The organism is Spirochaetota bacterium (assembly GCA_004297825.1).
In the GTDB taxonomy this organism is placed as follows: domain Bacteria; phylum Spirochaetota; class UBA4802; order UBA4802; family UBA5368; genus FW300-bin19.
Genome location: SCSX01000087.1, coordinates 21302 through 46408, shown reverse-complemented (window position 1 = coordinate 46408; position 25107 = coordinate 21302). Strand labels below are relative to the sequence as shown.

Sequence of the window (25107 nt, the reverse complement as noted above, 5' to 3'; positions counted from 1 at the left end):
TGCATTATAGAATTTGATGCTGCGGCCGTTTTCTGACACCGAATGAATTGCGCGCTTTAAGGTATTCCCCTGCAAATTGGCCCTGAGCACATCCAGTGAAGCACCATCCAGGTCGCATAAATGCTCAATCTTAATGCCTGCATTTTTCAGGAGCAGGAGCGCCTGTTCACATTCGCGCCTCCGATCGTTATACGCGCTGTCGCGGAGCGAGTGCTTTACCCCGCTGTTTACCAGGATAAAGTGGACCTTGTTTGGATCGACCCCCACGTATTCAAATGATAAATCACGCGTATCGAGGATCATTGCAGCATTTTTTCTTCCGTTAATGACCGCAAACTGGTCCATAATTCCACAGGAGACCCCTGCGAATTCCTGTTCGACCCTTTGGCCCAATCTTGCAAGCCCCGGCGAATCAATCCGGATGCCGTCCATTGCGGAAACCGCGAAGAGCGTTATCACGGTAATTGCGGCGGAGCTTGATACACCTGCGCCGGAGGGTATCGAATTATCAAAACTCAAATCGTAGCCTTGCGTACCCTCAAGTTTTAGCAGGCTGATAGCCCCGTACGGATACAGCCAGACTTTTTCAACATCCGTACCAGGTCTAAAATCCCCCGGTTGGAAATCCTTCCGCGCGTTGAAAAGGAGATCATTGAACCGAATGAGGCCGAGATCATTTTTAGAGATCGCCACATGAATCCTTTTATCGATCGCGGCGGGGAATACGTGGCCCCCGTTGTAGTCTATATGTTCACCAATGAGATTGATTCTGCCCGGGCAGGAAAAACACCGGATGTCGGCTTTCCCGGGGAAAGATTTCCTATGCCGGGCCTTTAATTGAATGCAAGGATCCATCATGTCGTTAATCCTTGTCGGCAAATGTGGCCGGGCGGCCTTGAGTCAACGAGGACGCAATCAATGCGGATTTTGGAGACCCGACAGGAACTTTCGTCCCTGTTCGGTCAGACAAACCTTGACGGAATCCTGCCCGCCGGTTTCTTCATACAACAGGAGTCCGAAATACTTCATCCAGGTGAAAAAGTAGAAGTCGAGAAACGAGATCATATGCAGATCATTTATTCTGGAAAAACCGGTCAGGTCAAAAAAGGCGTTCGAGGCATCGTCAACGGTGAAGCTCCCGTGATGCTTCAACATGATATCGATAAGAATATATCGATCCTTTTTAAGATCTCGTGCGGCGCTTTCATTCGAAGGAAATATATCCTCCCATCGTACGCTGTTCCAGAACGAGGAAAAAACCAACATGAAAAGAGAAGTTCCTGAAAATATCCTGTCGGTGATACGAGCCTTCCCCCGTTCCGAAACAAGCACGCCGGACTGCCTGAGCATGATGAGAGCCTGTTTTAAATTGATTTCCAGTATCTCGGCGTCCGCGTGTTCCGGGACAATTTCCTTTTCCGTGAGTTCGCGGATGCAAAAGGTATAAAAATCTTTACTGAACCTGTAATCCCTGGTGCAGGAGATTGCAGATCCCTGGAATTTTTCAATAAGGAATGAACAAAGCTTGACCGCGAAGCATTCGTAGAATTTTTCCTCGGAAATGTACTCCTTCTCGAGCAATATCGTACGCGCAGAACCGCCCGTAGTAACGTGTTTCACGGGTTCGTATACGGTTTCGTAGCATCGCCGCATGACTTTTAGAAGAATCCTTTCCCTAATCGCGTTTCCGGAGTCCGCAAAAAGCATATCGATTTCCCTGAGAACCCGTTTCCTGGAATAATTATTGCTTACAGCCTTGTGCGCTAGTAAATTAATTTCCACTTCCCGCCGGCTTATCCTGGCCTGTGACGCACTTTTCATGTAAACGGGTTTCTCCTCGTTTATTCTGTTGGAAATGAATGGGAAGCAAATCGAATTTTAACGGCTATCCCGTCAATTATACTCAAATTAATTTTAAGTCAATTATATTTTGAGAAAATCCTCTGAAATTTAAAAAAATATCCTAAAGTCAATTAATTTCTTATCCACATTTCGTCAACACTGGCGGCTTTGTGCTCGCGCTAAACAATGATTTCAGTCAAGCTGTTCATAATATAAATATTAATATATTTCTGTTTTTGACAATTAATTGACTTCCACCTGCGTACTTCGACTTTGGATTTAATCTTTCCCCTCGTATTTAAGAAATAATCTTGAAATATTTCGCCTCTTATCCATATGAATCCATGTATCGTGAATTAATAACAGTTAATCACAAACAACTCACATGCTGCACACAATATTTAACAGAAACCGCGCCGCGAAACGTGAGATACTTCATAACTCTCACGCGATTATCGATTTTCTCTCAAATTCGCTCGGAGAGCGCACCCTGAGAAAATACGAGAACCTGGCCGCGGCTTCGACCTACATCGCGAACAGGTTCGCCCAGTTCGGCCATATACCGATCGAAGAAGGGTACAGGGTTGACGACAAGCGCGTTCACAACATAATCGCCGATATCCCGGGAAAGGATCCGTCCAGGGGACTTGTTCTTATCGGAGCCCATTACGATACGATCTCTGATACCCCGGGCGCGGATGATAACGCCTCCGGCATCGCCGGGCTGCTGGAAGTATACCGGCTTCTCTCCGCCGGATCGTACGCACGCACGATCCGATTCATCGCGTTTACCCTCGAGGAACCTCCGCATTTCTCCGGGGATACCATGGGGAGCATGGTGAGTGCGAAAAATTCCCGCGACCGCGGAGACCGGATCGATCTTATGATCTGCCTGGAAATGCTCGGTTTTGGGGGAAAACACGTTGAGCAGCATGTCCCTTTCCGGGATATGGCCCGCAAAACCCCAAAGCGCGGAGATTTCCTGGCCGTGGTTTCGCTCCCCTCTTCCTCTGCATACACGTTTTTGTGGAAAAAACTTTATAACGGCCGGGCGCGCCGTGAGATTATCGACATGGTAGGTCCTTCTTCAATCCCAGGAATCAGCCATTCCGACCATTACAGCTATGTAAAACAGGGTTACCCGGCAATAATGCTCACGGACACCGCTTTTTATCGAAATATGAACTACCATACCGAACTCGATACCATGAAGACCATTAACTTCCAATTTCTAACCGAGAATATCTGGAATATACACCTTACGCTGGCCTCGCTGGCGAACCTGGAGACACTGGTTTCCGCATCAGATTCAGGGCTCAATCGTTGAGGGGGCCGAAACTGTAGGAAATGGCGATAACAGGAGAATGATACGCGGCTTGCAAATCTGGTTACATGAAGTTCTCGAATCGTTCTTTTTTTGCTTTGCAGACGGGACAGACCTCGGGCGGCTCCTCCCTTGCACACAGGTAGCCACATACCGTGCATCTCCAAACCGGATATGCCAGGCTCTGCGTGTCGGATACCTTCGCCATTTTCTCCGCTTTCGCGAGCCTTTCCTCATCCGGGAGGCGTCGCTCAGGTATGGGATGAACCGTTACTTCTCCAGCAAGGACCCTTAAAGAAACGTACAGACCGCAATAGCATGCATCAAATTCGCCAAGATCCGCGTCCCTGTAATCGCACGGGCAAATAATGTCCAGGTCGTTTTTTTTCGATCCCGAGGCGAGCCTGCATGGGCACGCCCAGTAGCCGTATCGGTTTTCATTGATTAAAAGCCCGATAATGAGCTCCCGTGTGAAGTCAGCATCGGGATTCAGATGATATCCGCCCGATTCCGCGTCCTTATTAAGCGCCCGATAATTTCTTTCTACGTCCGTTGCGGGAATTTCCATGGCAGCTCACCCGAGTTCCTTGAGAATCTTACCCTCGTCGAATCCTACGACACACCTCTCTCCGTCGAAAATGAGCGTAGGAAAAGAACAAAGGGGATTCCATTTTTTAATGTCTTCCTTGATCTTGGAATTTTCTTCGGATTCAAGGAGGTCGACATAAATGTAAAAATACTCAACCCCCCTTTCATCAAGAAGGTTTCTCGCCTTCTTGCACCACACGCACGTGCTTATCGCGTAAAGCTCGATTCTTCCTTTATCCTTCCCTTCGACACGGGTGAAATTTGCCATATCCGGTTTCTCCTTGCCCTGTAAAAATATCTTTTGCGATTGCCGATGTCAAATAGTAATAACGCAGTGGGTTTTTATTTAATAATGTCAGCAGGGGAAATAGTGGTTGAACGTCAGGGGTATATCGAATAAGCAGTAATGGTCGAGCGGCATAATTGTAAACGGAGCCCCGTCAATGAAGAGAATACCGCCTATCCTTCTGATCCTTGCGAGCATAGGCGTATTGCATATCGCCGCCTTCTCTCAGGTATTGTCCGGCATTCCCGAATCGATGCAGAATCCTCCCGGAATAGAGTGGAAGAAAATTGAAACGGAACATTTCCAAATCCTTTTCCCCGCAGAAATCGAGAAGGACGCACAAAGGGTCGCCAACACGCTTGAACACCTAAGGAATTTCAATTATAAAACCCTTCCTGCAAAATCGGGTAAGCTGACTGTCCTGCTCTTTAATAAATTCGCCGACTCCAACGGTATGGCGACGCTTGCACCGCGCCGATCGGAGTGGTACAATGTCCCCCCGCAGCATCCCTTCATAGGAACCAACGACTGGTACAACGTCCTGGGCGTTCACGAATACAGGCATATCATCCAATTCGACTTTATGAACAGGAATGTGAACACCTGTTTGTATTTTCTCGGCGGGGAACAGGGCCTGCTTATCGCGGAATTCGTTTCTGTCCCCCTGTGGTTTTTCGAAGGTGACGCCGTTGTCATGGAAACGGCGCTCAGCGACAGCGGTCGCGGAAGGGAGCCGTCGTTTGACGTGGAGCTTCGGGCTCAGCTCCTGAGCGGCATCCGTTATCCCTACTATAAGGCCATGTTCGGGTCTTACTTTGACTGGGATCCGCTTCAATCTCCCTATCTCATGGGATACTACATGGTTTCATACGCACGAAGGCACCATGGGGCCAATACGTGGAGCCGTGTTATCGACAAAACCACCTGCCTGCCGGTTCCCTTCTGGTTTCATTATTCCCTGTATGCCGACACGGATAACGGCGCGGTCGGAACCTACGAGGCCGCTATCGATGAAATTCAAAAATTATGGCGCAGTCAGGTAGAGGGGCTCACGCTGACCGGCGCGACAACGCTCACCACCGGGAGCGAATCGGCGTGGACCTATTATAATGCGCCCCAGTTCACCTCCACCGGGGATATCCTGGTTTTAAAGTATGGAATGGAAGACAGGTTCGAATTTGTTAAAATAGACCCTACGGGCAGGGAAATTCCAGTATTCAAGCCCGGAATGATCAGCCACCTAAATTCCTCGGTCGTGGGTGATTCCGTGGTATGGACGGAAAGTGTTCCCGACCTGCGCTGGGGGCAGCAGAGCTACTCGGTCATTAAGCGCTATAACGCCCGGACCGGGGCGCTACACACCTTCCGCTCACGATCAAATTTATACGCGCCCGCGCTTTCGTCGGACGAAAAAGAAATCGCCTGCGTCGAGTTCACCGAGCAGAACCTCTGCTCCCTGGTGGTCCTCGATGCCGCGACCGGCGAAGAGCGATCCCGCATCCCCAATCCCGGAAACCCGTTCATCATGACGCCGCAATGGACCCCCGGCGGAACAAGCCTGGTGTACACGAAGATCGACAGGAACAAGGGAAAAGCGCTCATGCTGTACGATATCGGCACCGCAAAAGAAGCTGATATTATCACTTACGCGCATCTTGACGCCCAGACGCCCGTATCGGACGGCAAATACATATATTATGGCTCTCCCTTCTCGGGGATCGACAACATATACGCCGTCGAAATCGCCACCCGCCGGGTGTGGCAGGTCACCAGCAGGAAGTTCGGCGCCTATAATCCCGCCCTGTCGCCCGATGGGAAAATACTGCTTTTCAATGATGTCACTGCGCGCGGATACATGGCTGCCCGCCAGGAGCTCGATCCCGCTGCGTGGATTCCCCTGGAAAAAGTCGAAAAGCGCAGTGTCGATTATTTTGCTCCGCTGATACGGCAGGAAGCCGGCTCGTCCATTTTAAAGGACATTCCGAACCAGGAATTCCCGGTGCGCGACTATGGCGGTCCCGATGCGCTTTTCACCCTGCACAGCTGGAATCCTATGCCCGGCCCAAACCCGAGCGATCTCACGCTGCTCGTTACCTCGACCAACATGCTCAATACGCTGCAATTGTCCGCCGGCTACATATATAACTACAATGAGCGCACCCACACCGGTCTCGCGCTCCTCAGCTACGCCGGCCTGTACCCGATCGTCGATATCGGAATTTTGTACGGAGACCGCACCTCGACCTATGACATCGAGTTCCCCGGCGGAAAAACAGAAACCAGGTATTATTCATGGAGGGAAGTTTCTCCCACCGCCTCGATCCGCGTGCCGCTCAACCTGACAAGGGACCGTTATATGACGCTCCTGGAATTGAAAACCGATATCGCGTATACCTTCATCTCGGACCTTGAGCTTCCCGAATCCCATAAGAATAATAACGGTACATTTGCGCCCCTTACCTATTCATTGAATTTTTCCAGGGGATACCAGTGGATTAAGGATATTTACCCGGTCCTCGGGCAGCAGGCTTCGGTATCGTATGCCCATACCCCGTTCGAGGGGGATTACCACGGCAGCCTGTTTTCCGCATGGGCCACCATGTTTTTTCCCGGTCTTTTTTCTCATCAAAGCCTGTATTTCCAGGGGGCCTATGAGCGCCAGCGGGAGCATAACTATAGATTTGAAAGCATGGTCCTCTTCTCCCGCGGGTATGAGTACGTCTTTTTCGACGATTTTTACCGGGTAAGCTCGAATTACACAATACCGTTGTATCTGACAAACCCCGGATTGCAGGCGCTTGCCGATTTGAAGCATATGTATCAGCACTACCTGGGAGGGCTGATATACATAAAAAGGATTTTTATCAATGCCTTTTATGATCATGGCACAGGCATGGGCAATAACCGGCAGCTCTTGTTCCGTTCAGCGGGGGCGGAACTCAATTTCGAAACCCATCTGCTCACCCTGCCCATCCCGTTGGTCATAGGCTATCGCCAGTCCTACCTGTTCGACCAGAAAAACAGCAAGAATCGCAATGAACAGACCAGGGAGATATTTTTCGCGATCCTGGCCGCTCGAATGTAAGAATGTAGTAAATATCTTTCAACCTGGATCGATTCTTCTTGTCTTTTATCGGTATGGAGCGTAAAAAATTATTGACAAAATGATGAGTGATCCTTATGTTGTGAGTGAGCACTCACTCGTTTTGTTTCGAGCTGCTTAAGAAAAAGCCTTTACTATCTGAATCCGTCATGGAGGAAACCATGTTAATCAAGCTGACGTACCTGATCTTCTCGTTCGTGTTTAAGACTTCGATCGTAAAATACTTTCATCGCAGGAATCTTCAGGCGCAAAACGCACCCCGGTAGAACCACGCGGGGATGTCCCTGATTTTCAGCGAACCGAGTATTTTCTTGACAACGGTGTAGTTATCACTCAGATGGAAAGGGCGGGTGCAGAGCCTGCCTTTTTCATGATACCTGTGAAGATTACGCTAGCAGAGGGCGCGCGCCTGCCGTCCTATCAGAGCCATGGGGCCTCCGGGGCCGATATTTTCGCGCTCATGGATGCGCCCCTGAGCATTCAGCCCGGATCAATAGCGCTCATTCCGACCGGGATGGTAATCGAACTGCCCGAGGGTTTCGAGGCGCAGATTCGTCCCAGGAGCGGACTCGCCTTGAAGCATGGCATCACCCTTCTCAACACCCCGGGCACCATTGATTCCGACTATCGCGGCGAAGTCAAAATTATAGTGGCCAATCTCGGCAAGGAGCCTTTTCTCGTGGAGAACGGGATGAGAATAGCCCAGATGGTGTTCGCGCGCGTATTCAGGGGCGATTTTGAGCTTTCGGGGGAACTTTCGGGCACAGAGCGCAATGACGGAGGATTCGGTCATACCGGTATATGAAACATAGCAGGGAACAAAAACTGACCATTATCCCGATAGGCGGCCTCGCGGCTATCGGAACCAATATGACGCTCTTCGAGTTCGGGGACGATATAATGGTAGTCGATTGCGGCATCATGTTTCCCAACGAGGAGATGCCCGGAATAGATTTCATCATCCCGGATTTTTCGTATGTGGTCAAGAACCGGTCCAGGGTGAAGGGGGTCATCATAACCCACGGACACGAGGACCACATAGGCGCCGTCCCCTACCTTATGCAGCAGATATCCGCGCCCATATACGGGACAAGGCTGACCCTGGGTCTCATCCAGAGCAGGCTCGAAGAAAAACCGCCGGCAGAGAAACCCGTCCTGATCGAAGTGGAACCCGGTTCACAGGTTCGGATCGGGGGATTCCTCGTGGACTTTCTAAGGGTTAATCATTCTATTATCGACGGAACGGCCCTCGCGATCTCGACCCCCGTGGGCGTCATTATTCACACGGGCGATTTCAAGATCGATTATTCCCCGGTTGACGGAAAGGTAACCGACATCTTTCGCTTTTCGGAATATGGAGAGAAAGGCGTGCTCCTTCTCATGTCCGACAGCACGAACGCCGAAAGGAAGGGGTACACCCGCTCCGAAAGCGTTCTCGCCTCAAAGCTGTTCGAAATATTCGCCGATGCGCGGGGAAGGATCATCGTCGCCACGTTCGCGTCCAATATCCATCGCATACAGCAGGTACTCGACGCGGCCCGAAAATACAACCGGAAGGTCGTCTTCTCCGGCACCACGATGATCAAGAATGTCGAGATCGCGAAAAACCTGGGCTACCTCACCTACAAAGACAATCTCGTGGTGGATATCAAGCAGGCGGGTTCAATCCCCCAGAAGCGCCTCGTGGTCATTTGCACCGGATCCCAGGGCGAGCCCATGTCGGCGCTCGCACGCATGTCCTCCGGAACGCACAAGAATATCATGGCAGGGGCCGGGGACACCGTGATAATAACCGCATCGGTCATTCCGGGGAACGAGCGCACGGTGTACACGGTGATAAATGCCCTCATGCGGATGGGGGCCGATGTTTTCTACGAACAGGACGAGGATATCCATGTCTCGGGTCACGCGTCGCAGGAAGAGCTGAAGCTCATGATTTCCCTCACGCGACCCAAGTTTTTTCTCCCCATCCACGGCGAATACCGCCACCTCCGCGCGCATGCCCGGCTTGCCGAATCCATCGGAATCCCTACTTCCCGCATCCTTATCGCCGAAAACGGCGACGTACTCTCTCTTACGGGTAAAAGCTTCGAAAAATCGGGCAAGATCGAGCTCTCCCAGGTCTTCGTCGATGGAAACGAAATTGAGGACATCTCGAGCGCAATCATCACGGATCGCAAATCGATGTCCCACGAGGGCATCGTGGTGGTAACTGCCGTCGTATCGGAAGGTATGCTCGTACGAAGACCCGAGGTGCTCGCACGGGGGTTCATCACCGGTCGCACCACGCGCATCGTCGACATGATCAGGGCCGATGCGGAGGAACAGGCGCACAAGCTTCTTGAAGACGGCACCCCCGCCCGGGAAATTGCCATAATCTTGAAGAAAAACCTCAAGAACCATGTATATCGCCTCACCCGCAGGAATCCGCTCATCGAGGTACTGGTCCTCGAAGTTTAAGGCAGTATCGGATCCTTACGAAGCCGCCGTCCCGGAAACAGGGCCCGGCCCGCCGGGAGATCCGCCTTCCTTTCAGCTAACCCAAAAGACCGGGGAATTCGTGAAGGCGCTCCTTGTGCAGGCCGGTAGTATCGGTCATATTGTCTGAATCCGTTATTATTCTCGTTTGCTCAAGGCGCCATATTTTTACCCTCTGGTGCCGGGTGCCGGCTTAATCCACTAAAAAATCGCCTTCGTTGAACCGAAAATCAGAGGAGACAGGGAAAAGTCACCAGCCCGGCGCGGCGTCTTCAGGGGAATGCCCGATTTTATTCCCGCGTGGAGATATTCCGCCATTCCGGTGAATGCCGCGGATGACGGGCCTACTCTCCGTCAGCCGCAGTCCTGTGCGGGACTGGATGAAATTTTAGTGCATCGAGCAAGGAGGCATTGGGTGTTAAGCGACCGGCGGTACCAGGAGATTGCGGGCGTTTTGATTATAGTGTTTACTATTATCCTGATGCTCACCCTCGCAAGCTTCAGCCTGAACGATATTGACCAGCTTCAGCAGAACAGGCCGGTCAAAAATCTCATTGGCCCGTTTGGCGCCTGGATGGCCAATTTCCTCCGCACGGCATTCGGGTACTCCGCGCTGGTTCTGTGCGGCATATTCGGACTTTCCGGATATTCCGTGCTCACAAGGGGAAACATATCGCAGGATATTGAGCGGATATTTTCCCTGTCCTTTCTCCTCCTGACATTATCCGTGCTCCTGTCGCTCGTATTTGCGAGCAGGATGCCCCAAGATGCGGGCGGGTTCGTAGGCTTGTACGTTCACACCTTTCTCGATCGCTGTATGGGAAGCGTCGGATCTTCTTTGGTGATCGTACTTCTCAATCTCATAGGGCTGATATTACTGGGGGCGTTATCGGTGACCCGGATCATTAACAGCTCTCATTTCAAGTCGGTACCCGCGTTCAAGAACCGGCTTGCGTCGCTCACCCGCGTATTTTCCAGGAACCATTCCGCCCCGTTGAATTCCATTAACGAGGATCTTGACGACGCGCACCAAAAAGCGAAAAAGCCCCCCTGGGTCACCAGGAAGCGCGTAAAGGTGTATAAAGGCAAAATCCAGGAGGACGAAAGCGGCAGGGGCAGGTTTGCGCTCAACCTCCTGGAATTTCGCAATTCGCTTTCGGCGGAAACTACCGAACCCACGGGCGCGCCGGTACCGGATGGGTTCCCTGCAGAAAGCGACGAAGGATGGAATTCCGCGTTGGATTCCCGGGAATACGCTCCCCCCGCGGAAATTACGGTCGATTACAACCCCGTTACGGAGATATTGTCCGCGCCCGAAGAGGAAAATGCCCGTCCCGACGGCTTCGAGGAAGGCGATGTGCAGATAATAAAAAAAGGCCGCTTCACCATCTCCGATAACGAGGAAGAATTGAGGGATGCTGTCCGCAGCGCCCAGGCGGACGAAATCCTTGCGGCGCGGACGGCGCCGGTCGCGGATTTTCCCATCACGGAGACGATGCCGTCGCAGTCGGAAATTCAAAGCCCTGTTCGCAAGGGCGGCTCCCCGGGAGAGGTGCAGCAGACCTTCGACTTCGGGGGGATTGAAGCCGGCATGACACCGGAGGATAAGGTTTTCGAGGAAATCCCCATAAATCACGAGTATATAGTGCCCACCGCGTTTCTACAGTCATCCTCCGTGGTCGACGGGGACAGCTGGCGCGCCGAAATCATTAAAAATTCAGAATTACTGGTAACCACGCTTCGCGACTTCGGGATCGAGTCCAGGGTGATCAATGTAAACCGGGGCCCGGTTATCACCCTTTACGAGATGCAGATCGCGCCCGGCATCAAGGTCAACCGGATCGTGAGCTTATCGGACGATATCGCCATGGCGCTTGCCGGTTCGCGGGTGCGTATCGTCGCTCCCATCCCGGGAAAATCCGCAATCGGGGTCGAGGTTCCCAACGGCCACCGGGAGATGGTGTCATTGGGCGATGTCCTGGGCTCGCGCGAGTTCCAGGGTTCAACCGGCCAGCTCAAGGTCGCACTGGGAAAGGACATCCTGGGGAAACCCGTTATGCTCGACTTAAAGAAGCTCCCGCACCTCCTCATCGCGGGGGCGACGGGATCGGGAAAATCCGTGTGCGTGAACTCCATTATCACAAGCCTTTTGTACTGCTACGATCCCAATTTTGTGCGCTTCATCATGGTCGACCCGAAGATGGTGGAGCTCCAGCTTTATAACGGTATACCGCACCTTCTCCATCCCGTGATCGTCGACGCCCAGGTGGCGCCCAAGGCATTAAAGTGGGCCATGTACGAGATGGAGCGGCGCTATCGCCTGCTTTCCCAGCTTAACACGCGGGACATCGATCGCTACAACCAGAAGGTGAAGGGATATGGAACCACATACGAACGGCTTCCCTACATCGTCATCATCATGGACGAGCTCGCCGATCTCATGATGGTGGCGTCCAAGGAGATCGAGGGCTGCATTACGAGGATCGCGCAGAAGTCCCGCGCGGTCGGAATCCACCTGGTGCTCGCCACGCAGCGTCCCTCGGTGGACGTCATCACCGGCGTGATCAAGGCCAATTTTCCGGCGCGCATCGCCTTCCAGGTGGCCCAGAAAACCGATTCCAGGACCATAATAGACCAGAATGGCGCCGAGAAGCTCCTTGGAAAAGGAGACATGCTGTATCAGTCCCCCATGAGCTCTTTTCCCATGCGCATCCAGGGTGCGTTCATTTCCGAGGACGAGATCCAAAGCATAGTCTCGCACCTGCGCTCAATGGGAAGTCCCAACTACATTGACATCGATGAAAGCATTTTTGAGGAAGAGTTATCGGACGAAGATGAAGGCGATGACGACGAGCTTTTCGTCGAGGCCCTGAAGATAGTCGAAGAAACGAAAAAAGCCTCCGCATCGTACCTGCAGCGGAGGCTTTCGATCGGCTACAATCGCGCGGCCCGCATCATCGAGCTCATGGAAGAGCGGGGCTACATAGGCTCCCAGCAGGGGAGCAAACCGCGAGAGGTGTTCGTGTAGGGTGGAACGCTACTCCGCCTTTGTCCAGGTTTCGGAGCGGCCTATGAACGAGAATCCGATATATCCCTTCACCATGAGAACGCCGGAACCTTCCATCCACATAATACACTTATACGTGTCGCCGGAATCGGGATCATAAATAAAACCGTTTTCCCACTTTTCGCCGTTAAAATCGAAATTCCAGAGCATTATCTTGCCCAGGATTTTATCATTGCGGCGCGCCGGATCCGGGTTCTTCGTGTCGAGGTCGTCCGGATTCGTCTTGAGCCAGCTTATCTTTCCACAGATTTTATCTTCGCATTTGAAAATGGTGATTTTGGCGTCCTTCTTCGCGGTAAACCAGGTTCCCAGCGCATCGTCCCCTCCGGCCTTGACCGCGTTGGGCAGCATGAAAAGCGAAAGTGACAGGACTGCTACAGACAGAATTCTAAACATCGTTGATCCTCCTTCAGGGATTATAAGCGCATACAACGCCGCCACCATATATCACCGACCTGTCCTGTTCAATGCGAAAATTTCGCATTATGCGCGATTTCATATTTATTTTGCGCTATTTTCACTCAGGCTGACCGGTCAGCTTTTCCGTGGAAGAGGAATTTGCCGCTCTTCATCGGAATATGGACGATCTTCAAGGGATTCTTTCCCGTCATGGGGGGCTTCAAAATCGACTTGACCCGAAAGACACGCCATTCACTATAAGGAGGATTGATGTCCATGATAAATACTCCACACCATACCTCATTTTAGGAGACCCTGTATGAAAACCCGCATTACCAAGCTTTTCGGGATCGAATATCCCATAATACTCTCCGGCATGAGCTGGATCAGCGTACCCAAACTCGTCGCCGCGGTTTCGAACGCCGGCGGACTGGGCATTCTCGCGACCGGCGTCATGAGCGTCGATGAAACCAGGGCCGCGGTGAAAGAGATCAGGTCGCTCACCAAGAAACCGTTTGCGGCGAACATTACCCTCTATTTCCCGGGGGCGGAGCGCAACGCGCAGATACTCATCGATGAAAAGGTGCCCGTCATCAACTACGCGCTTGGAAAAGGGGACTGGCTGGCAAAGAAGGTACACGCCTACGGGGGCAAGGTCGTCGCCACGGTAACCACCCATAAGCATGCGCTCGCGGCGGAGCGCGACGGCGCCGATGCGCTCATAGTGACGGGATACGAGGCGGCCGGTCACGGCGGCGACATCACCTCCATGGTCCTCATACCGAGCATTGCCGAATCCGTCAAAATTCCGGTAATCGCCGCGGGCGGCATCGGCGACGGGAGGGGACTTGCGGCGGCATTAGCGTTGGGCGCAGAGGGCGTTTCCATGGGCTCACGCTTCATGAACACCGTCGAGAGCCCGGTTCACGAGAACATGAAAAGACTCAGTATCGAAAAGACCATCTACGATACCGTGTATACTCCGAAGGTGGACGGTCTTCCGGCACGTTTCATGAAATCGAAAAAGGTCAAAAAAATAATGTCGCGCCCCCTCAACCTGCTTACCGCGGCTATCAATTCCCGCGAAATCGCCCAGGCTTTGGGATATCCGTGGATAAAGATAGCCCTTGCAATCCTCCTGCAGGGTTACGGACGGGCCAAGAAAATGGCGACCATGGCCAACGGGTTTAAGGCATTCAGGGTGGGTACGATGGAAGGCGACAATTCCCAGGGCGTGCTTCCCCTGGGGCAGGTTACCGGCCTGATTCACGACACGCCAAAGGTTGCCGATCTCGTCAAGAGAATCGTCAAGGAAGCGAAGGAAGCGCAAAAAGCCTTTAATGCTAAAATGAAGTAATGCCGCGGCTCGAGTTGGCAGGGGGTTCGTAGAGACGTCCCGCCGGGACGTCTCTACGAACCCCCTGCCAACCTGGCCCTTTGCTTTAATCACATTTTTTTCTTGACCGAAAACATAACGTTGTTATGTTGTGTCTATACGGTACTTCTCATGAGAAAAAACAACCGTGAACGGATTCTGGATACTGCGCGTTCCCTACTGCCGCGCTACGGGTATAGCGGTATCTCGATCAGGGCCATCGCCGCCCGTGCGCGGCTTACCACGGGTGCGATATACTTTCATTTCGCCAGCAAGCGCGATATTTACAAAACCATCTGCTACGAGGCAATCGATCTCCTCCTCACCAGGTTTAGGGAGGGTATCGCCGGCAGAAGCACCCCCAACCAGAAGCTCATCTCGATATACGACTCCTACATCGAATTCTTTCACCGGCACAGGGATTACTACAACATCCTCATGGAGTACAAGGCCCATTACGGGTCCCAAGAATCCGGCTCCGATGAAATCGCCCGAAAATTTACCGAGCTCACCAGGGTTACAGAGGAGACGATTTCGCTGGGAATAAGCGAGAATAGAATACGCGCCATCGATCCGCTCATGCTCTCGGTTTTCCTTGCAGCGGTCACCGAGGGCATGCTCCAGTACAAAAAGCTCGGTCTTCTCGACGCGCTTGATATCACGGATGAGCGATTCCGCGGCTTCATGGCCGAGATCGTGGATCGGGGAATACATATTTAATATGCATTGCCGGAATAATCGATTCCGGCGGATGCCTGATAATGCACCTTTTGGCGATCGCACATCGCTGTTATTTATTTCACTTTTTAAAGGAGAAGACAATGAACACGAAGATCACAAAGCTGTTCGGCATCAAGTACCCCATCATTCTTCCGGGAATGAGCTGGATCAGCACCCCGGAGCTCGTCGCGGCCGTCTGCAACGCGGGCGGACTGGGTATACTCGCAACCGGCCCCCTCAACCCGGAACAGACGCGCCAGTCGATCAAGCGAATCCGCGCGCTCACCAACAAGCCCTTTGGCGCGGGAGCCACCCTGCTCATGCCGGGGGCCCGGGAAAACGCCGAGGTGCTCCTCGAGGAAAAGGTGCCGGTTATCAACTTTTCGCTCGGCAAGGGCGACTGGATCACCAAGCGCGCCCATGCGTACGGGGGCAAGGTTATCGCGACGGTGGTCACCCTGAAGCACGCGCTCGCCGCGGAACGCGACGGCGCGGACGCGCTGCAGGTGACCGGTCACGAAGCGGCGGCGCATGGCGGCATGGTTACCTCGCTGGTCCTCGTTCCCACGATCGTGCGCGCGGTTAAAATTCCCGTGATAGCCACCGGCGGCTTTGGTGACGGATACGGGCTCGCGGCCGCACTCGCCCTGGGCGCCGATGGTATCGCAATGGGTACGCGCCTTTCGGTGACGAAGGAAAGCCCTGTGCATGAAATAACAAAGAAGGCAACGATAGAGCGGGGAATGGACGATACCATTTATTCTAATCGCTTTGATGGACTTTATTGCCGCGTTATGAAGACGCCCGCCGCAAAGTCGTCAATCCGCAGGGGCATGAGCCTTCCCCGTGCGTTCGTCGCGTCAATCTCCATCACCCGCCAGCTCAAGCTCCCCTGGTTCAAGCTCATGCTGGGTACGCTGGTCAAGGGGCCTAAGATGATGATCCAGCTTTCGCAGATGGCCACCGCGTTTGCCCAGATCCAAAAAGCGACCGAGGCGGGCGATCTCAAAAAGGGTGTGCATCTCATAGGTCAGGTCCAGGGCCTGGTATGCGATATGCCCCCGGTAAAAGAGCTCTTTGATCGCACCATCGCGGAGGCCAAGGACGCGCTTAAAAAAATGAATGCGATGCTTAAATAGCAGGACGCCAGACGAGGTTCGCAAAAAAAGGAGAGGACTATGTTTCCGTATCTTTTCAGCCCGATAACAATAAATAAATGCGAAATAAAAAACCGTATCGTCTACCCGTCGCTCGGATTGCTCTATTCCTACGACGGGAAGCTCAACGACCGATACGTGAATTACTTCCGTGAGCGCGCCCGGGGCGGCGCCGGCGTCGTGACCGTGGGTCCCGTCGGTGTCGACCTCGTGGGTATCGGGTCCGTCGCGATGTCGCTCGCCAATGACCGCGAAATACCTTCGTTTAAAAGCCTTGCGGCCGGCATAAAAAGCGAAGGGGCCCGCGCATGGGTCCAGTTGTACCATGCCGGCGCTTATGCATATTCATTCCTGATAAACAATGAGAAGCAGATAGCGCCATCGGCTGTTTATTCCAAGATGTCGAAAAGCACCCCGCGCGCAATGACCATCGAGGATATCAAGAAGCTGCAGGAAGACTTCACACTCGCCGCGCTCAGGGCCAAGGAGGCCGGGTTTGACGGCGTCGAGATTATCGCCTCCGCGGGGTATCTCATCACCCAGTTCCTTTCACCGCTCAAGAACCTGCGCACCGACGAATACGGGGGGAGCTTCGACAACAGGGTTCGGTTCGGGCGCGAGCTTGTCGAGCTCATGCGGTCCAGGCTCGGGAGCGATTACCCGCTTACGATCAGGATCGCGGGCAACGATTTCGTTCCCGGGAGCAACACCTCGGCTGAAACCGTAGAATTCGCAAAGGTGTACGAGCGTGCCGGGGTAGACGCGATCAGTGTGACGGGCGGCTGGCATGAGTCTCATGTTCCCCAGCTCCCCATGGAAGCCCCGCGCGGTGTTTTTTCCTACCTCGCGCTCAACATCAAGCGCGCGGTCAAGATTCCGGTGTACGCATCAAATCGCATTACCGATCCGGAACTTGCCGAAAAAACGATCCGGGACGGGCTTGCCGATCTGATCAACCTTGGGAGGGTGCTCATCGCCGACCCGGAATGGCCGGTCAAGGCGCGCGAAGGACGTGTCGACGAGATCCGGCCGTGCGTCGCGTGCAACCAGGGCTGTACCGACGAGCTTTTCAGCGGCAGGCCGGTCTTTTGCGTGGGCAATCCCCGCGCGGGATTCGAGGCGGAGAGGGTGATAAAAAAAGCATCCTCCCCGAAAAGAGTGATGGTTATCGGTGCGGGACCCGGGGGACTCGAAGCCGCCGTGACCGCGGCGCAGGCAGGGCATGATGTGTCCCTGTATGAGAAATCGGACGATATCGGCGGGCAGCTCTGGATAGCGGGGGCGCCGCCACACAAGCATGAGCTTCTTCAATTCATCCGGTATTATCGGACCATGCTGAAAAAGCTTGATGTTCCGATATTCTTGAATACCGAGGTGACCGCGGCGACCGTTTCCGAACGCAAGCCGGACCAGGTAATCGTGGCCGAGGGCGCCGAACCGATCCTTCCGAAAATCGAGGGGATCACGGAGCCGACATCCGTTTCCGCGTGGGAGGTTCTCAGGCGCGATCCCATGCTGGGACAGGACATAGCCGTGATCGGGGGCGGCGCGGTGGGAATCGAAACCGCGCTCTTCCTGGCAGCCAAGGGCACCCTGTCCCCCGAGGTGCTTCATTTCCTCATGGCGTTCGATGCGGAGTCGTCCGACAGGCTGCAGCAGTACATGTTCCATGGATCGAAGTCGGTCACCATTTTCGAGATGCTCCCCACAATAGGCAAGGACGTGGGACGCTCGACCCGGTGGATACTCGTCGATCGCATCAAGCGTTTCGGCGTCCGCGTGGTGACGGGCGCGAAGGTGCTCTCCATTTCCGGCGGAAAGGTTCGCTACGAAAAGGAAGGCCGCGAAGACGCACAACAGTTCGGATCGATCGTGCTCGCGTTCGGCTCGAGGTCCGTAAAAAGAACGACGGCAGAAATCGAGAAAACGGGCGTGCCCTTCAAGGCTATCGGGGACTGTGTGCGCCCTGCGAAGATCAACGACGCGATCCACGAGGGATTTCTCGCGGCGCTGTCCATTTAATAGAATACAATTTACAACTGGCGAAAAACAGGTAGAGATTGGCAAATCCAGGTAGAGACGCGATTAATCGCGTCTCTACCTGGATTAATCGCGTCTCTACCTGTTTTTCGTCACCGGACCTGCCTCTGTATATACGCGCTGTAATCCTTAATCGCGGGGCTGTAGTGCTCGTTCAGGAGATGCGACGAGATCACGAAATCCGCGGTGGACCTGTTGCACGCGGTGGGAATATTGTAGAGAACGGCGATGCGAAGCAGCGCCTTTATATCCACGTCATGCGGCTGGGGCTCCATGGGATCCCAGAAGAATATCATGATATCTATGCGCCCTTCCGCGATCATCGCGCCGATCTGCTGGTCCCCGCCGAGCGGCCCCGATTTCAGCTTGGTCACCTCGACGCCAGTGCCGTTCCCCAGGCCGCTGCCCGCGAGCCTGGGGTTTATCGCGTTTTCCACGAGCTTTCCGGTCGTCCCAGTACAGATGAGATTATGGCGCATCAATACCTCGAAATTCCATTCCACCCATTCTATAAGATCCTTTTTCATGTTGTCATGCGCCACGAGCGCTATGTTCTTGATCTTGTCCATTAGTCCTCTGCCTTTTATTACTTCTTTTTACGATATCAGGGGATCGTGTTCGATTCCCGTCCTTTGAAAATGCTCAAGTTTCATGATATTTCAAATGATTTTCATTAAATATTCATCTATTCCCGCCGATTCGGGCCAGAACGGCCACCCCGGACCTGAATCACTCGTCTCTGCATTTAGTACTTGCATTTTTGCATTAATTCTCCCGTTTTGTAAATCTGTCGATATCGTGTTATTTCAATTTACCTTATCAACCGATCGGTGAATTCATGCTCGGAGAAATATTCAGCTTTTCCCAACAATCGGTGCACTGGTTCGATATCGCGCTCATAATCGCATACCTCGTCGGAATAGCCCTTTACGGGCACATATTCAGTTCGCGCATACATTCTTCCCATGATTATTTTCTTGCGGGCAAGTCCCTTTCCTGGTGGGTAATCGGCATGTCGATTATCGGCACCAATATCGGCTCCAACGATTACGTGGGCGGGGCCGGAGGAGCGTACAAGATCGGCATCGCGCAGGCGAACTTCGAATGGATCGGGGCCATCCCGGCGATGATCATCGCGGCGTTCATCTTCATCCCGTTCTACTGGCGCGCGGGCGTATTCTCCATCCCCGAGTACCTGGGCAGGCGCTACAGCGATCCGGTCAGGGTGATCTCGGCGGTGATCCTGAGCGTATTTTCCGTACTCATCGTGGGCGTATTTTTATGGTCGACCGCGATCATGCTGGAAATGTATATCGGCTGGTCCATCTGGTTCAGCATACTCCTGACCGCGGGCGTGGTGGGATTTTACACGGTCTCCGGCGGGCTTGCGGCAGTTACCTACACCGACGCGGTCCAACTGGTCATCATGTTTATCGGCGCCATTGTCGTCGCGATTCTCGGGATACATGAGATCGGGGGCGTCGATATATTCGTGTCCGAAATTCAGACCAAATTCCCGGAACATGCCCTGGCGTTCCTGCCCTCCACCCATGAGGAATTCCCCTGGCCGGGGGTGCTTCTGGGACTTGCGATGGTGCTCTCCCCGGCATACTGGTGTACAAACCAGGCTATATTGCAGAGATGCCTTGGGGCCAGGTCGGAATGGGACGGCAAGGCCTCCATGATGATGGCTGCGTTCGCGAAAACGCTCGTCCCCCTTCTCATCGTGCTTCCCGGTTTTTTCGCCCTGCTCCTTTGCAAGGATAAGCTCGCCAACGCCGATCAGGCCCTTCCGTGGGTCGTAAAGAATCTTCTGCCTCCCGGCGTATCGGGACTCTTGTTCGTTTCTTTTATCGCGGCCCTTCAATCCTCGATTTCCTCCACGCTCAATTCCACCTCGGTGATGGTGACGCGCGATATAATGGGCGTTCTCTCGAAGCGGGACGATGACGCACTGGAACTCAGACTGGGACGCAGGATCACCATGATCGCGCTTGTCGCCGGAATTTTCTGCGCACCGCTGACCGGCGAGTTCAGGGGCATTTACGTATTCGTTCAGCAGTTGCTCTCATTCTTCCAGGGTCCGATATTCGCCCTGATTTTAATGGGTATTCTCTCGAAAAAGATTACCCCTCGCGCCGGGCTCTGGGCGCTGGTCCTGGGGGTCATTCTTGCGGCACTGCTTTTTTATCTCGACATGAACATGCTCTATATGGCTTTCTGGAGTTTCCTGTTCTCCATCATCGTGCTCGTCACGATCAGCAGGTATACCGTTCCCAAAGGCGACGAGGAGCTCCGGAATCTCACCTATTCCACCGCGGAGAAGGAGGCCTGAGATGCCCGACTGGATACACGGACTTCCCCTCTGGACTGCAAAAATCGGTGCGGGCATTTTTTTCTTGAGTATCCTGGTCATTGCCTGGATCATGCCCCTCGAGTTCGTATTTCACGGGGCTCCCGACCGCGCGCGCTGGAGAGACCTTCGGATCTGGGCGACGATACTGGTTGCTGTCCAGTGCATCCTGTATTATATTTTTTAGCCGATGCCATCACCATGCGAATAAAATGAAGACCAACAACGACACTATTTCTCCAGGGCGATTTCAAGCAGCGCTGCTCATAATCCTGTTAAGCTGGTGTTCCTCCGCATATTCCTCCGAGGGCTTCAATTTTTACGTCCAGAGCGCCATGCGGGCCGCGACCATCGAGGATAAAATCGCCAATCTTACGAAGGCGCTCGAATTGTGCGGCCCGGAGCACGGAAAAGCGCTCAAGGCGCGGATCCTTTACAACAGGGGATCCGCCTATGTTAAGAAAAAATTTTACCAGCAGGCATATGACGACTTCAGCCGCGCCCTCGAGCTCGAACCGGGTTTTGCAAAGGCCTACAACAACAGGGGCATCGTGGCGCAGATACTTACGAGTACCGATCATGCCATCAACGATTACTCGATCGCCATCTACTTGAAATACGACTTCTACGAAGCCTACTACAACAGGGGAATCGCCTATTCCGGGCAGGGGCTCTACCTGAGAGCGATCGACGATTATTCAAGGGCGATCGCGTTTAACCCGTCGTACGCAAATGCATATAACAACAGAGGGGTCGCCTATCTCAAGCTTCGGGAGAATGACCGCGCAATCTTCGATTTCAACAAGGCGATCGATCTCGATCCCCGCGACGCCGCCTTCTACAATAATCGCGGTGTAGCCCTTTCCCGAATATCCCAGTTCACAAGCGCGATCGACGATTTTTCAAAGGCAATCAGCCTCAATCCTGCCAACCACGTCCTGTATAGCAACAGGGGCGTCGCCTACCATCGCAACCATGAATACACGGCTGCCGCACGCGATTATTCGCAATCCCTGCGCATAAATCCGCAGGACGACGAGGCCTATCGCAACCGCCAGTTCGCACTTCAAAGCGCGAAAATTCCCTCCTCGCCACTCGAATCGATTCCCAAACCGAACCCGCTGTACCGCCAATACGCCGAGGCCTCCTACGTTCAAGGCACTGCTTATTTAGAGAAAGGATATTACGATCTCGCCATAATGGAATATAACCGGGCCCTTGCGGCGGACCCCGGATTCGAGAGCGCGTATTCCAAGCGCGCCATCGCCTATGCGGAAAAGGGAAACTTTACGAGCGCGATTGAGGATTACTCGTTTGCGCTGCGCATCAACACCGACAATGCGGATATATTCTACAACCGGGGAGTGGCATATTTTAACCAGAAGCTCTACGCGCAGGCCGCGGAGGATTTTTCATCCTCGGTGAAAATCAATCCGCGTCATGCCATGTCGTTCAATAACAGGGGAAGCGCGTATTTCAATACGGGAAGCGTCCAGAGGGCAATCGATGATTATTCCAGGGCGCTTTCGATCTGGCCCGATTATTCCATGGCATACAGCAACCGGGGTATAGCCCATTATTTTGCCGGGGAGTATACGAAAGCGCTCACCGACCTCTCCGAATCGATCCGCCTGGACCCGGGCGATTTCATCAGTTTTCACAACCGGGGCATCGTCCGGTACATTCGAGGCGAGTACAAGGAAGCCATGGATGACTTCAGCGCGTCACTCAAAGCGAATCCGGCATATTCATACAGCGCCGCGTGGAGGCTTCTTGTAGCAGCGGCAATCTCCAAGGCGGAGTACGAAAATACCGTCAAGATCACCGCACCCTGGTACTCGGCGCCTTCCCCTTACTGGGCCCATACCGTGGTACGCTACCTCCTGGGCAAGGTAACTGAAGCGGAGCTTGCGGCGATCGCGCAGAAGGGCGTCGACGCTGAAACTGTCGGGAAGCAGGTTTCCGAATCGAATTTCTATGTCGGGATGAACCGGTTACTGGTAGTGAAGGATTCCGCCCGCGGGAATGAGTATCTGAAAAAGTGCATTAATAAGGACCTGAATTTTTTCTATCCCAATGTGGTCGCATCGTACGAATTGACCCGCGACAAGGGCACCACACGCTGATCTCATCTCCCCGCATTGCGGTACACGACTTCGCCGTCGCAAATCGTCCACTCCACCGACCCGTATAGTTCCCTGTTGATGAAGGGGGTGTTCTTGCAGCGGGAGGCGATGAATTCCTCGTCGATTCGCACCTTTTTATCCGGGTCTATTACGACGATATCGGCGATCTTGCCGGCTTTCAATTCGCCCCGATCAATCTTTAAAATTCTCGCGGGATTGATAGTCAGCTTGCTGAACGCGTCCAGGTAGGAAAAACCGTTTTCCTTCACCAAAATGCTTATAATGAGAGGCACCGCGGTCTCGAGGCCGATTATGCCGAACGGGGCATACTCGAGTTCCTGCATTTTTTCGTTCATGAGATGCGGCGCGTGATCGGTGGCAATCACGTCGATAACGCCGCTTCGCAGTCCCTCGATCATTGCCTCACGGTCGGTTTTTGTGCGCAAAGGCGGGCTCATCTTGGCCATCGCAAGATGCTCCCTGATGGCGTCGTCCGTCAGGGAAAAATAATGCGGCGCGGTTTCGCAGGTGACCCTGACGCCCGCATCCTTGGCCCACTTGATGATCTGGATCGATCCGCCCGAGGAGACGTGGGCGACATGGAGCCTCCCCTTCGTCAGCCGCGCAAGCAGGACGTCGCGCGCGATCATGACCTCCTCGGCTTCCCGCGGAATCCCCTTGAGGCCGAGCAGCGTCGAATTGACGCCTTCGTTCATGATTCCCTCGTCGGAAAGGAGAATATCCTCCGAATGGGTGATTATCGGAACATCGAACATTCGAGCGTATTCAAGGGCGCGCCTCATGAGTACAGAGCTCATCACCGGCCTGCCGTCGTCCGAAAAGCCCACGGCGCCGCCCTTGACAAGCTCGCCCATTTCCGTGATCTCTTCGCCTTTCGATCCCTTGGAAATGCTCGCGATGGGGAATACGTTTATCGGACCCTTCTCCGCCTCGAGTATTATGAACCTGACCAGCGCCTGGTTATCGATCACCGGTGTCGTATTGGGCATCGTGCACACGGAGGTAAATCCCCCCTTCGCGGCGACTATCGATCCCCCGATGATGGTCTCCTCATCCTCGCCGCCCGGTTCGCGAAAATGCGCGTGCATGTCAATGAGACCGGGAAGCACAAGGCACCCCTTCGCATCGATTACTTCGCTTCCGGGGGGTGCGACGATGGACTTCGCGATCTCCGCGATACCGGCGCCGGCGATCCTCACGTCCATTTTGCCTTCAAAGCGCGATTCCGGGTCCAGGAGCGTGCCGTTTTTTATGACTAATTCCATTGGGTAATCCTATTCCATGTCCTCGAGCGGGGTGCCGCCTGCGAGCAAGTAAAAGATAGACATGCGTACCGCGATTCCGTTGGTGACCTGTTCGTTGATAATCGAATTCGGGCTGTCGGCTACGAGGTGGTCGATTTCGATTCCGCGGTTTATGGGCCCGGGGTGCATGACTATAAGATCACGTTTCCCGCGCTTCAGGCGCTCCGTCGTCAGCGCGAACTGCTGGTGGTATTCGCGGATCGAGGGAAAGAGCGAACCCTTCTGCCGCTCGCGCTGAAGCCTGAGCATGTTGATCACGTCAAGTTGCGGGATGATCTCATCCAGGTTATACGATATTTCCACATCATACGCCGAAAATTCGTCCGGCACCAGCGTGGGCGGGCCGCAGAGTATGACCCTTGCCCCCAGCCTCTTAAAAACCTCGATGTCCGAACGAGCGACCCTGGAATGCTTTATGTCGCCCACGATGCCGATCGTGAGGCCCTCGAGGCTCCCCCTCTTTTCCAGAATCGAATACGCGTCCAGTAGCGCCTGGGTGGGATGCGCATGGAATCCGTCACCCGCGTTGATGACCGAGGCCTGGATATTTTTAGATAAAAAATGCGGCGCCAGGGACGCCGCATGCCGTATTATGATATAATCGGCTTTCATGGCCTCCATCGTATGAACGGTATCGATAAGCGATTCCCCCTTCACGACGCTCGAGGCCGCTACCGTCACGTTGATAAGGTCCGCCGAAAGGCGCTTGGCCGCGAGCTCGAAGCTGATCCTCGTACGCGTCGAGGGCTCGTAGAAGAGCGTGCACACCGTTTTACCCCTAAGCACGGGAACGGTTTTTATCGAACGGGTGAACAGGTCTTTAAAGTATCGCGCCGATTTGCAAATGAGGGAAATTTCATCGGTGGTGAGCGACTGAATATCCAGCAGGTCTTTTTGTTTGAGCCCTTTCATCTTAAGCCTTAG

At 53.6% G+C, this 25107-nt stretch carries 20 protein-coding genes; 12 read left to right on the top strand and 8 right to left on the bottom strand.

The window, feature by feature from the left end; translation table 11 throughout:
- Both EPN93_19515 and EPN93_19510 read right to left on the bottom strand, forming a co-directional pair.
- Positions 1–858: galactokinase (locus EPN93_19515; GenBank protein TAL30664.1), on the bottom strand; the 858-nt coding region annotated here is incomplete at its 3' end.
- Positions 859–915: 57 nt separating this feature from the next.
- Positions 916–1821 (bottom strand): hypothetical protein, encoded by a 906-nt coding sequence (locus EPN93_19510; protein ID TAL30663.1) that lies wholly within the window; start codon positions 1819–1821, stop codon positions 916–918.
- A 406-nt stretch (positions 1822–2227) separates the two neighbouring features.
- Here EPN93_19510 and EPN93_19505 point away from each other — a divergent pair, with 406 nt between their 5' ends.
- Positions 2228–3169 (top strand): M28 family peptidase, encoded by a 942-nt coding sequence (locus EPN93_19505; protein ID TAL30662.1) that lies wholly within the window; start codon positions 2228–2230, stop codon positions 3167–3169.
- Positions 3170–3230: 61 nt separating this feature from the next.
- Here the strand turns inward: EPN93_19505 and EPN93_19500 are convergent, their stop codons facing one another.
- Positions 3231–3734, bottom strand: a complete 504-nt coding sequence (locus EPN93_19500; protein ID TAL30661.1) for a ferredoxin:glutaredoxin reductase — start codon at positions 3732–3734, stop codon at positions 3231–3233.
- A gap of 6 nt (positions 3735–3740) precedes the next feature.
- Positions 3741–4022 (bottom strand): glutaredoxin family protein, encoded by a 282-nt coding sequence (locus EPN93_19495; protein TAL30660.1) that lies wholly within the window; start codon positions 4020–4022, stop codon positions 3741–3743.
- Positions 4023–4197: 175 nt separating this feature from the next.
- On the opposite strand from EPN93_19495, the gene EPN93_19490 reads away from it, so the two are divergent.
- The 4 genes from EPN93_19490 to EPN93_19475 all read left to right on the top strand — a co-directional run bounded on the left by EPN93_19490 (position 4198) and on the right by EPN93_19475 (position 12649).
- Entirely contained in the window at positions 4198–7125 is a 2928-nt protein-coding gene (locus EPN93_19490) for a hypothetical protein (protein ID TAL30659.1), read from the top strand.
- Between the two features lie 388 nt (positions 7126–7513).
- Entirely contained in the window at positions 7514–7948 is a 435-nt protein-coding gene (locus EPN93_19485; GenBank protein ID TAL30658.1) for a dUTP diphosphatase, read from the top strand.
- Positions 7945–9603, top strand: coding sequence for a ribonuclease J (locus EPN93_19480; GenBank protein ID TAL30657.1), 1659 nt, complete (start codon positions 7945–7947; stop codon positions 9601–9603). Before EPN93_19485 ends, EPN93_19480 begins: the two co-directional genes overlap by 4 nt.
- An 835-nt stretch (positions 9604–10438) precedes the next feature.
- Entirely contained in the window at positions 10439–12649 is a 2211-nt protein-coding gene (locus EPN93_19475; GenBank protein TAL30666.1) for a DNA translocase FtsK, read from the top strand.
- Between the two features lie 9 nt (positions 12650–12658).
- Here EPN93_19475 and EPN93_19470 read toward each other — a convergent pair whose 3' ends face one another.
- Positions 12659–13132, bottom strand: a complete 474-nt coding sequence (locus tag EPN93_19470; protein TAL30656.1) for a DUF2147 domain-containing protein — start codon at positions 13130–13132, stop codon at positions 12659–12661.
- A 274-nt stretch (positions 13133–13406) separates the two neighbouring features.
- Between EPN93_19470 and EPN93_19465 the strand changes: the two genes are divergently transcribed.
- The 4 genes from EPN93_19465 (at position 13407) to EPN93_19450 (ending at position 18361) form a co-directional block, all read left to right on the top strand.
- On the top strand, positions 13407–14444 hold the full coding sequence (locus EPN93_19465) for a nitronate monooxygenase (protein TAL30655.1): 1038 nt from the start codon (positions 13407–13409) through the stop codon (positions 14442–14444).
- Between the two features lie 150 nt (positions 14445–14594).
- Entirely contained in the window at positions 14595–15182 is a 588-nt protein-coding gene (locus EPN93_19460) for a TetR/AcrR family transcriptional regulator (protein TAL30654.1), read from the top strand.
- A 101-nt stretch (positions 15183–15283) separates the two neighbouring features.
- Positions 15284–16321, top strand: a complete 1038-nt coding sequence (locus EPN93_19455) for a nitronate monooxygenase (GenBank protein TAL30653.1) — start codon at positions 15284–15286, stop codon at positions 16319–16321.
- Between the two features lie 39 nt (positions 16322–16360).
- Complete coding sequence (locus EPN93_19450) at positions 16361–18361, top strand: FAD-dependent oxidoreductase (GenBank protein ID TAL30652.1); 2001 nt, start codon at positions 16361–16363, stop codon at positions 18359–18361.
- Between the two features lie 110 nt (positions 18362–18471).
- Here the strand turns inward: EPN93_19450 and EPN93_19445 are convergent, their stop codons facing one another.
- Positions 18472–18948 (bottom strand): methylglyoxal synthase, encoded by a 477-nt coding sequence (locus tag EPN93_19445; protein ID TAL30651.1) that lies wholly within the window; start codon positions 18946–18948, stop codon positions 18472–18474.
- A gap of 269 nt (positions 18949–19217) precedes the next feature.
- Here EPN93_19445 and EPN93_19440 point away from each other — a divergent pair, with 269 nt between their 5' ends.
- Genes EPN93_19440 through EPN93_19430 form a run of 3 tightly spaced genes read left to right on the top strand, consistent with a single transcriptional unit; the run spans position 19218 to position 22858 of the window.
- A complete protein-coding gene (locus tag EPN93_19440; GenBank protein TAL30650.1) occupies positions 19218–20714 on the top strand; it encodes a sodium transporter in 1497 nt (498 codons plus the stop codon).
- A 1-nt stretch (position 20715) separates the two neighbouring features.
- On the top strand, positions 20716–20919 hold the full coding sequence (locus tag EPN93_19435; protein ID TAL30649.1) for a hypothetical protein: 204 nt from the start codon (positions 20716–20718) through the stop codon (positions 20917–20919).
- A 25-nt stretch (positions 20920–20944) separates the two neighbouring features.
- Positions 20945–22858, top strand: coding sequence for a tetratricopeptide repeat protein (locus EPN93_19430; protein ID TAL30648.1), 1914 nt, complete (start codon positions 20945–20947; stop codon positions 22856–22858).
- Between the two features lie 2 nt (positions 22859–22860).
- Here EPN93_19430 and EPN93_19425 read toward each other — a convergent pair whose 3' ends face one another.
- Both EPN93_19425 and EPN93_19420 read right to left on the bottom strand, forming a co-directional pair.
- Positions 22861–24144: a dihydroorotase gene (locus tag EPN93_19425; protein ID TAL30647.1), complete on the bottom strand. Its 1284-nt coding sequence runs from the start codon at positions 24142–24144 to the stop codon at positions 22861–22863.
- A 9-nt stretch (positions 24145–24153) separates the two neighbouring features.
- Positions 24154–25095, bottom strand: coding sequence for an aspartate carbamoyltransferase catalytic subunit (locus tag EPN93_19420; protein ID TAL30646.1), 942 nt, complete (start codon positions 25093–25095; stop codon positions 24154–24156).
- Between the last annotated feature and the right edge of the window lie 12 nt (positions 25096–25107).